The sequence below is a fragment of the Rhizobium phaseoli genome, assembly GCF_010668805.1.
Lineage (GTDB): Bacteria > Pseudomonadota > Alphaproteobacteria > Rhizobiales > Rhizobiaceae > Rhizobium > Rhizobium phaseoli_A.
On record NZ_WUFT01000042.1, the window covers coordinates 1 to 9,365 of the forward strand.

The window sequence follows — 9,365 nt, forward strand, 5'->3', positions numbered from 1 at the left end:
CACCAGCCTCCTGCTCCTTCAGCACCGCAATAATCTGCTCTTCGGTAAATCTCTGCTTCTTCATTCGTCCGTCCTTTGATGGGCCGGACTCTAATCAATTCTGGAGGAAATCCTCAGTGGCAGGTCAGCCGGACTGCGCCCGCGGCGGCGCATCGGCAAGGGCGCGGTAAGGCGTTCGAACCTGGCGGTCGGCTGCAGCAGCGTCGGCCGCTACGATTTACTCGTATTGTCATAGAGTGCTGAACGCAGTTTCGCCTGCAGCCACTGGACGTGCTGTTCGATCATATGCGCGTGGAAACTGGGGTTATTGAGACTGTTCAATGTGAAGTCGGACAAATTCGCGGGGACGTTGATCGGCTTACCCTGCCATTCGGCAAGCGCCACAGGAAGATATCTCTGTATTGCCTGGCGGTTCAGCCACGGACGGAAATGCCGTGCGTCCCACGGTTCGGCGCCGACCCGGTGAGACATGTCGCCGACGTGTACCGTCCCATTCGTGATACGAGCAGCGAGAGGCCGGCGTTCCGCCAGAATAGCTTCGGCTGCCTCAAGGCCTTGGTCCAGATTGATCTCGAGCACGTCGATTTCATAAGTGGAAGCTGGATCCGTCGGAAGCCGCCAATCCTCGCCCAACACTTCCGCGGCGCCGCGAAGATAATGATATCCACTGCACTGTCGCTCCACCTTCTCATAGAGCCTGCGAAGGCCAGCCTTTTCCAACATTTGGAGGACGCGGGGACCAGCCTTGACGAGGGGGTCGAGGACAGAACCGGCGCGGGTAGCGATGGTCCTTTGCAGACGCCTCTTCCGCCCTTTTCTTCCGACGAACCGATGGATCGCAAGCAACCGCTGTATGTCGGGGTGCTTACGAGCCATCAAGGCATCGGAGCGCCCCTCTTGATGCCTGCGCACCATCTTCCCGGAGAGTGTCGTCGTTTGATGTTCGAGATGATAGCCCAATGCGTCAGGAGCAAAACGAATTGGAACTCCTTTTTTGATCAGACGCAGACCAAATTCGAAGTCTTCTCGTGCACGGGCGAATTGAGGATCGAGCCCGCGCATTGCGTGAAATAGTTCTGCATCCAGCGAAAGGTTTCCTGTCAGCACATCGGTAAAGGCGAACTGATGTCCAGGGCGGGACACGCGCTCGAAGTGCCTCGTCCACCATGCGCGCGCGGTGAGGCGGAAGCGATCCTTTGCAATGTGCGGAAGTGGCGGATACGGGCCCATCACGACGCCTCCAGGGTGGCGCTGATGTTCAACGAAGTGCGCCCGAACGAAGTTTTCCCCCGGCTCAATGTCGTCATCAAGGAAGATCAATAAACGGCCGCTCGCGACCTGCGACCCCGCATTGCGGGCGAGTGCCGGACCGACGCCCGGCAACGTCAGGGTACGAAGCGGAACGCGGATACGAAGCGACGAGAGCATTGTCGACGTGTCGTCCTCACACCCGTCGGCCACAACCAGGACTTCGAACGCTGGGGTCCCATCTCGCTGAGCGTCGAGCTTGCTTAAAAGCGATCTCAGCATGGCAGCACGATTATGCGTTGGTATGATAACGCTGATGTCAACCACGCTTATGCCCTGCCTCTCCCGCTCGCGCCCGCGCCCGCGCCCTCAGATAACGAACCGGGCCGCTCACAGCACCTCTGACCTGCGTTAAGGCGTCGTTGTAAGGCAGGCTGAATTGGTGTGTCGGTCGAGGTTGAAACAATCGCCGAAGAAGCCTGCTGTACGAACGAAACATGCGAGGTAGCGCACGCGGGTTTCCCTCGAACAGGAGGGCCTTCGTCAAGATGGCGAACGATGCAACCTCGTAGCCATACATCTGCTGCTGCAGTTCCTTGATTGAGCGACGATGGCGGTGCCAGTTCAGAGCCTCGGGATCGTAGATGATCCGATATCCGGCTTCGAGCACACGCCGGAACATGTCTGTGTCGCCACCAGCCAGACTGAGCGTTCCAGCGTCGAGAGCCTCGTCGAACCACCCCACCGCGTCAACGATCGTTCGGCGCAATGCCATGTTGACACCGGCACCCGCATGCCATCCGGTGAATGGGTCCAGGTTATAGGCATCATAGACCTGACGCCTGAAACCACGGCAAAAACCACCAAAATGCTGAAAGGCGATCTGCGAGTCCGTTTCCAGCTCTGCCGCCATGGTAAGGCCGGTTACGGCCAGCACGAGGGGGTCCTCGAAATTGCGAAGCAAGGTTCTAAGCCATAGCGGGTCGGGAACCGCGTCGTCGTCGATGAAGGCGACGACGTCTGCTTCTGTGTTGCGAAGGGCAGTATTGCGCGCAACGTCAAGACCAGGACGCGGTTCGCGCAGATATCTCACAGTGTCGAAGCGCCCGACTAAATCTCGCGTGGCCTCGTTCGATGGGGCATTGTCGACGACTAGAATATCGGCCTTATCGGGCATAGCCAAAAGCCCGGTGAGGCATCGCTCCAGATCTTCGGTGCGATCACGCGTGCAGATCACCACGGACGCTTTCGGCAGCTGACTTGGAGTCGGCGACGAATCAGGGAGGGCCAGCCGATGCCTCAGCCAAGCTTCGAAGACTGACGAACTGGCCGCAGACAGAATCCGGTCCTTAATTGGCATCTTGCCGCCATCGGTGTCGAAGGCGATCACAGCCTGGCCGCACGGACGACCGGCGACCCGGATCAACACAAGTGCACCCTGATAGTCATCGGTCGGTTCAAAATCTGGCGGAAGGTCAAGAATGTCGATGTCTCGAACCGCAAGGCGCATCAGGAGTTCCGATCCGAGCTGTGCTGACCCAATGCGCCGTAGTCCGGCGAGGTCGCGGTGGGGCGCGACTGCACCTGCTGCCACTGTGTCGGAGGATTCAGCATACCCTTTCTTGGGCCGGGGCCGGTCACGGCGAGAGGATAGACTTCGGCATGGTAATCGTAAACCTGCTGCCAGTCCGCCGAAAAAAGGCCCACCGTAACGCGATAGTCACCCGGCGCCAGGTCGACACGATTGAGTGTTGTTTCGATGCGCACCGTGTCCGTGTCTACGACAGGGGCGAATTCGGCCAACTTGCTGTCGGTCTCGAAGCAGCACGTATCGTCCGCAGCGTAGATGCCGATGACGATAACGGCGTTGCGATCTCTGGTGGCGCCAACATAGGTCAGTGAAATCGACAGCCGGTCGCCCGCAACGATGGTACTTGTCGGCGTGCTTTGCTCGTTCAGCAACACGACGGCTGTGATCTGGAGTTCACCATTGCCGAACCGGCTGACCTGCGGCACAAGTTCGACGGGCAGTTTCGTAACGGCGAACGGTTCGTGCTGGACGCTGGCGACCTTCGCCTCGACAGCTGAGGTATAAAGCGGGAGCATTTCGTCGATTGGTCCGTAGCCCACGACGCGTCCACCTCTCAGGAACAGCACGTGATCGCAGATTTCTCTTACCTGCGAGACGTCGTGTGACACGAAGAAGATAGTGGCGCCGCCATTCAGTATCTCCTTCACTCTTGCAATGCACTTCTGTTGGAAGGCTTGGTCGCCTACAGCGAGGGCCTCATCGATAAGCAAGATGTCCGGGCGCACATGGACTGCCACGGCGAATGCCAGGCGCATTCGCATCCCGGTGCTATAACTGCGAACCGGGTTTTCAACGGCCGCCTCCAGCTCTGCGAAGGTTACAATCTCGTCAAACCGCTCGGCAACCTCGGTCCGCCGCATTCCTGCGATAACACCCAGCAGGAAGATATTCTCGCGCCCCGTCAAATCGTCGGTCAGGCCCGCCCCGATGTCGAGCAAGGCGCCAATTCGCCCCCTCACCTTGATCTGCCCTTCGTCGGGACGACCAACGCCGCCGATCAGACGCAGCAAAGTGGACTTCCCTGCCCCATTTAGCCCGACCACCCCGACAGCTTGCCCTGGCGCAACCGCAAAGCTGATGTGGCGCAGGCCCCAAAAGCTTTTCGACTGTACCACGGACCGTCCGGACAAAAGGTAACCCTTTAAGGTGGTGGAGCGTGCACCCCCTTGCGGACGGTAGCGCTTGCCGACGTCGTGTACGGTGATGGCGCCTTGTCTCATAGTTCGTCCACGAGGCGTGCGCTTCCACGCTCGACCAGACAAATGCCAGCAATGAGCATCGGCAAAGAAATCAGCGCAGTCTTCCAATAGATATCAACGGGAGGCCACGCGTGTTCGACGAAAATGGCGCGGTAACCCTCGAGAATCCAGGCCATCGGGTTCCAGGTGTGAATTAACGCCATCGGCTCGCTCGCCTTAAGTGGGCTGTAGAACACGGGGGTCAGGTAAAAACCCAGCATCAAAACTACGCCTACCAAATGTTGAGTATCCCGGAAGTGGACATGCGCAACCGCAACAAGATAGGACAGGCCCATCATGAACAGCGCCTGCGCAAGGAAGACGAGTGGAAGTGCGACGACGCTCAAAGTCGGGCCCCCGGTCTCGATAGACGAAATGATGAAGAGGAGTGGCAGAGCGAGCAGAAGGTGCACTGCCTGTGTGATGACTGCGACAACAGGAAGTATCCCGATCGGAAAGCCCGGCCGGCGCACCAGTTCGCTGCTGCCGGTTATGGAAGTCGTCGCTGCAGGTACCGCAGTGCTGAGCCAACCCCAGGCCAACACGCCGGAAAAGACGAAAGTGGTGTAATGGGGAATATCTAGGGGCAAGACGTGTCGAAAGATCAGCGAAAAAACCAGCAGCTGGCTCAATGGCCGCATCAAGGACCAGCCGAGTCCAATCGCGGACCGTTGATATCTCATCTTCAGATCGCGTGCCAGAAGTTCTAACAGCAAATCGTTCCATTGCAGACAGATGTGGATCAAGGGCTTCCACTGATCACGACGCCAGTATTGGTCCCGTCGCTTCGCGCGATCAAGCGCATCATCCTTGAGATGTTCGGGCATTTAGGCTCACTTTTGCCACCGGTTAAATACACCTTGCCTCAAAGTAGTAAAGATCATCATAGTCGCGAACTGGCACGGTACACTAGCGTGATCGTTATCGTGGGAAGCAACAATTATGCCGATGGTTTCCATCATTACACCGGCGCATGAAGCGGAAACAACGGTTTCTTCGACTTTGGAGAGCCTGATAGCGCAAAGTCACGCCGACTGGGAATGCTTCATCATTGATGATGGTTCAACCGATCAGACCGCTGAGATCGCGGACCGTTTCGCGGCTCGGGATACGCGCTTCCGTGTGCTGCGGCAGGAGCAGAGCGGCGTCTCAGCTGCTCGCAATGCGGGACTGGCACAGGCGAAAGGCGAATGGGTCGTCTTTCTCGACTCTGACGACGCGCTGGCACCGTTCCATCTTGAAACCATGCTGAATCACACACGAACTTTGCCGCAGGCCGACATTCTGCATTGCGGATGGCGCCGTCTGAAAAATGGTGCTCCCTGGTGGCAGTCTCACCCCGCGGTGAAAATGGACAATCCGTTTGCCGAAGCAGCGCGCTATTGCCCCTTCGCGATCCACGCCGCCTTTCTTCGCCGGTCCCGGCTTGCAGAACTCGGCGGCTTCGATCCAGAGATGACAATGTGCGAGGACTGGGACCTGTGGCAGCGCCTCGCTCGAGCTGGCGCCGAATTTGCGCCGGTTGAAGGCCTGATGGCTGACGTTAGCGTAGAGGCCGGTTCGCTGTCGTCAAACAGGGTTAAGCATCTCGATTTTGGTCTTAAGGTGATCCGGCGTGGCCACCATTCCGATCCGCGCATCGCCTATCCGGTGCCGGCGCTCGCCCAGGGAATAACAAAAGCTGCGTTGGGAACGGCGTGCTGGTATCTCGCAATCTGGCTTGTCGGCGCCTCAATAGGTCAGGGCGACAATCCTGACGAACTGCTTGAGCGGGTGGCAGAGCCTATCCCACCTGACGCCGACGCCTACGCGCTCAGCGCTATAATGATGGACGGGATCGTGGTCGGCGCCTTCCCCGACGAGCCGATTTGGCTCGGACTTTGGTCGAAGATCCAGGGCAAGCTTCCGGACCTGGAGGCTTGGTTTAATCGGCATGGCCCCCAAGAAGCTTTTGGTTCCCTGTTGATTCGTTCACTGGAGCGAAAGGTCGCGGACCAGCTGCCGACCGACGTGCCCACCACGATCGGAACGACAAGAATAGAGCCAATTGATTTGGATCGACCTATCGTCGACCTTATCTTGCCCGGCATTGAGCGGTTGCGCTGTTGCATCTGGCGAGGTTCGACGCTGCTGGGGCAACTGGAGTTCGTTGTCTTCGGAGCAATCGAAGCCGATGCTATACGAAGTCGACTTAGGGCGATCTTCGGCCCGGAGTTCGACGATCACCCAACGGCGGTATCGCTGGCAGAAGATGGCATCGTCAATCTTCCAGATGAGGAGGACGGGCGCGCCGACTCCGCCAGCACGACACTGCCAAGCTACAACGGAGTAGCTCAACAGCTGCTGAAACTCATGGCGAACATATCATCTTGGGCCGAAGCTAAGACCGTAACGGGTTGGTGGGGCAAGAAAGAGCTGACACCAACACGTGGGGACTCGATACCAGACATGGCGCATGTCGGGCGCGCCGAATTCGATCGAATCGTTGAAGAGGAAAGCCAGCGGGCCGTTACAGCCTCGACGCCGATGTCCAAGGACACGCCGTCGAAAAAAACCGGCCCAGTGGGCGATGAGGTGCCGAGATACGATACGCAGGCGTATTGGGAGGAGCTATTTTCCCAGGTCGACCCTTGGGATTACCAAAACAACTATGAGACTGTGAAATATCTTCAAACCCTCTCGTTGTTGGACGATCGACGCTTTTCAAACGGCCTTGAGCTGGCCTGCGCGGAAGGAACCTTTACACGGATGTTGGCCTCCCGCGTCGACAACCTGCTGGCGACCGACATTTCGGCGTCGGCAGTCGTCCGAGCGGCCTCGCTTCAGGACCATGATTCCGCGGTAGCCTATCGGCAGTTGGATCTTTTGAGCGACGAGCTGGAAGGGCCTTACGATCTCATCGTCTGCAGTGAAGTTCTGTACTATTTCGAGGACAGAGAAAAACTCCGGCAGATAGTCGATAAGATTGCGGGCAGTCTTCGCACCGGTGGTTGGTTCGTTACTGCCCACGCCAACCTCCTGATTGATATGCCGCATGAGACAGGATTTGGGTGGCCGCATGAATTCGGTGCGGTCGGCATAGGTGAGATGTTTGACCAGCATCCCGATTTAACTCTCTCGGTCGAAGCCAAGAGTCCGCTCTATAGAATCCAAAGGTTCGAGAAGGTGGAGCACGGGGGTTTCCTTGAGCCGACACGCGTGGAAGTAAACACAGCGCAGCCTTTGCCTCTTCAGGTCGCCAGCCAAGTACGCTGGAGAGGAGGGCAAGTTGTGGAAGCGGCTGCAGACTGGAACGACGTCCCGATCTTGATGTACCATCAGGTTTCGGACGACGGTGTTGAACAGCTGGCCCGATACCGCCAGTCTCCGGAGGCTTTCGAAACTCAACTGGCCTTCCTGCGCGACGCCGGATGGCGCGGGATGACTTTGGACCGCCTGCTTGCTTGTTTCGACGAAGGTGCCAAACCGCCAGAAAAGACACTAGTCCTGACCTTCGACGACGCTACGCGCGATTTCATGACGCATGCCCTCCCACTGCTACATAGATACGGCTTCCCGTCCTCACTCTTTGTCCCAACCGGGAGGGTCGGCGGCTCTGCAATATGGGATTCGGCCTATGGATCACCGGCTCCACTGCTAACGTGGGAGGAGCTTGCGGCAGTCGCGAGCAGCGACGTGACGCTGGGCGCCCACGGTGTCCGGCACGTGCGTCTATCTGCCCTGGCACCGGAGAGCCTGTTGCGAGAGCTTGCTGGCTCCAAAGCTATGCTTGAAAAACGCCTGGGTCGAGAAGTGCTGGCGGTCGCATATCCGTACGGCGACTTCGACCCCGCTATCCGGGACATAGCCGAGCAATGTGGTTACCGGCTCGGGTTAAGCTGCGTCGGTGGCACGGTGCGGGCGGATGCCGATAAGCTCGCATTGAAAAGACAGGAGGTTTTTCGCGGGATCACCCAGTCAGAGTTCGCAAATCTGCTAGTTAGCTGAGACAAGAATGGGGTGGTCCACCGTCCAACCCGCATCGTACTTTGTTCCCAGAGCAAAGCGATGATTGGGATTTGGAGAGAAATTAGGTTCCTGCCTCAGCCATGATCGAGCTTTTTTTTTGAGGTTCGCCATTGCCTTTGCTCTCGCGTCGACCACAAGCATCTCGGCGGCAATGGGCTTGTCATATCGCGACATGGTAGCCACAAGTCCGATGAGCGCGCGGTATTGGCCTTGTTCAACCGCCCTCTGGGCGAGCCACCGGCCACAGCGGCTTAGGCCTGCCCGGATTGCAAGAACCTTTTCCGGGTGCCTCTTTAGCATTTCATCCGCGACCAGAATCCAGGACCGAAGCATTCGCGTCAAATTTGCTGACATGTTGTCGGGGGTTTGGCGATAGCCGACAAGATGATCCGGCACCACTACAAAATGCGAGAGTTCAGCGGCCAGGCAGTAGAAGAGATAATCTTCACATCCCTGCGCCTTGCGCTGTTGGAGCGAGGATTCAAATCCTCCCGTCGCGTCGAGGACAGTCCGCCGTACGAGTGGCGAGCTTCCATTTCCAATGAAGTTTTGAGCAAGTACTTCGTCGAGCACATCTCCCTCGACGGAAACCTCATTGCTCCGGTAAATGACGTAATTGTTGTGGTCGATCATCGCATACCAAGTGTAGACCAGCCCGACTTGTGGGCCGCCTGACTCCAATGCCGCCAACTGTCGCTCAATTTTATCGGGTGACCAGAGGTCATCAGCATCTAGGAATGCCACCAGATCGGCAGAGGTAGAGCGCCAACCCGCATTTCGAGCAGCAGCGACGCCTGAATTCCTTTGCTTCAATACTCGCACGCGCGGATCAATTTTAACGATTTCATGCGCAATAGCCAGGGTATCGTCCCTGGAACCGTCGTCCACCACGACAATATCGAGCGCGCGATGCGTTTGATTGCGAACGCTGCTGATTGTTTCAGCCAGAGTTCCTTCCGCGTTGTAGGCCGGGATTACAACAGCAACAGTTACTTCACTTCTTGCCGATTTCTTCAAGCTCTCAACTCCGAAGTCCACACGATCGCAAAGAGGTTACACCAGGACGGACGTTTGAGTTTTCCATAAATGGAGCAATGGCAATTGGACAACGATATTTCTAGCCAGCAGCTGTTCATAGTCGCTAGATTGCCGTTGACCTGCCACTGAGGATTTCCTCCAGAATTGATTAGAGTCCGGCCCATCAAAGGACGGACGAATGAAGAAGCAGAGATTTACCGAAGAGCAGATTATTGCGGTGCTGAAGGAGCAGGAGGCTGGTG

The 9,365-nt window shown here is 57.5% G+C and carries 6 protein-coding genes; 1 reads left to right on the plus strand and 5 read right to left on the minus strand.

The window, feature by feature from the left end:
- Positions 1-210 precede the first annotated feature (210 nt).
- The 4 genes from GR197_RS31080 to GR197_RS31095 are packed head-to-tail and all read right to left on the minus strand — an operon-like array spanning position 211 to position 4,904.
- Entirely contained in the window at positions 211-1,575 is a 1,365-nt protein-coding gene (locus GR197_RS31080) for a glycosyltransferase (protein ID WP_164016522.1), read from the minus strand.
- Entirely contained in the window at positions 1,568-2,758 is a 1,191-nt protein-coding gene (locus tag GR197_RS31085; protein ID WP_164016524.1) for a glycosyltransferase, read from the minus strand. Before GR197_RS31085 ends, GR197_RS31080 begins: the two co-directional genes overlap by 8 nt.
- Positions 2,758-4,059, minus strand: a complete 1,302-nt coding sequence (locus GR197_RS31090; protein WP_164016526.1) for an ABC transporter ATP-binding protein — start codon at positions 4,057-4,059, stop codon at positions 2,758-2,760. Before GR197_RS31090 ends, GR197_RS31085 begins: the two co-directional genes overlap by 1 nt.
- On the minus strand, positions 4,056-4,904 hold the full coding sequence (locus tag GR197_RS31095; protein ID WP_164016527.1) for an ABC transporter permease: 849 nt from the start codon (positions 4,902-4,904) through the stop codon (positions 4,056-4,058). Before GR197_RS31095 ends, GR197_RS31090 begins: the two co-directional genes overlap by 4 nt.
- 115 nt (positions 4,905-5,019) lie before the next feature.
- Between GR197_RS31095 and GR197_RS31100 the strand changes: the two genes are divergently transcribed.
- A complete protein-coding gene (locus GR197_RS31100; protein ID WP_164016529.1) occupies positions 5,020-8,064 on the plus strand; it encodes a trifunctional glycosyltransferase/class I SAM-dependent methyltransferase/polysaccharide deacetylase in 3,045 nt (1,014 codons plus the stop codon).
- Here GR197_RS31100 and GR197_RS31105 read toward each other — a convergent pair.
- Positions 8,053-9,102: a glycosyltransferase family 2 protein gene (locus tag GR197_RS31105; RefSeq protein WP_164016531.1), complete on the minus strand. Its 1,050-nt coding sequence runs from the start codon at positions 9,100-9,102 to the stop codon at positions 8,053-8,055. The two genes, GR197_RS31100 and GR197_RS31105, sit on opposite strands and share 12 nt — an antisense overlap.
- Positions 9,103-9,365: the final 263 nt, after the last annotated feature.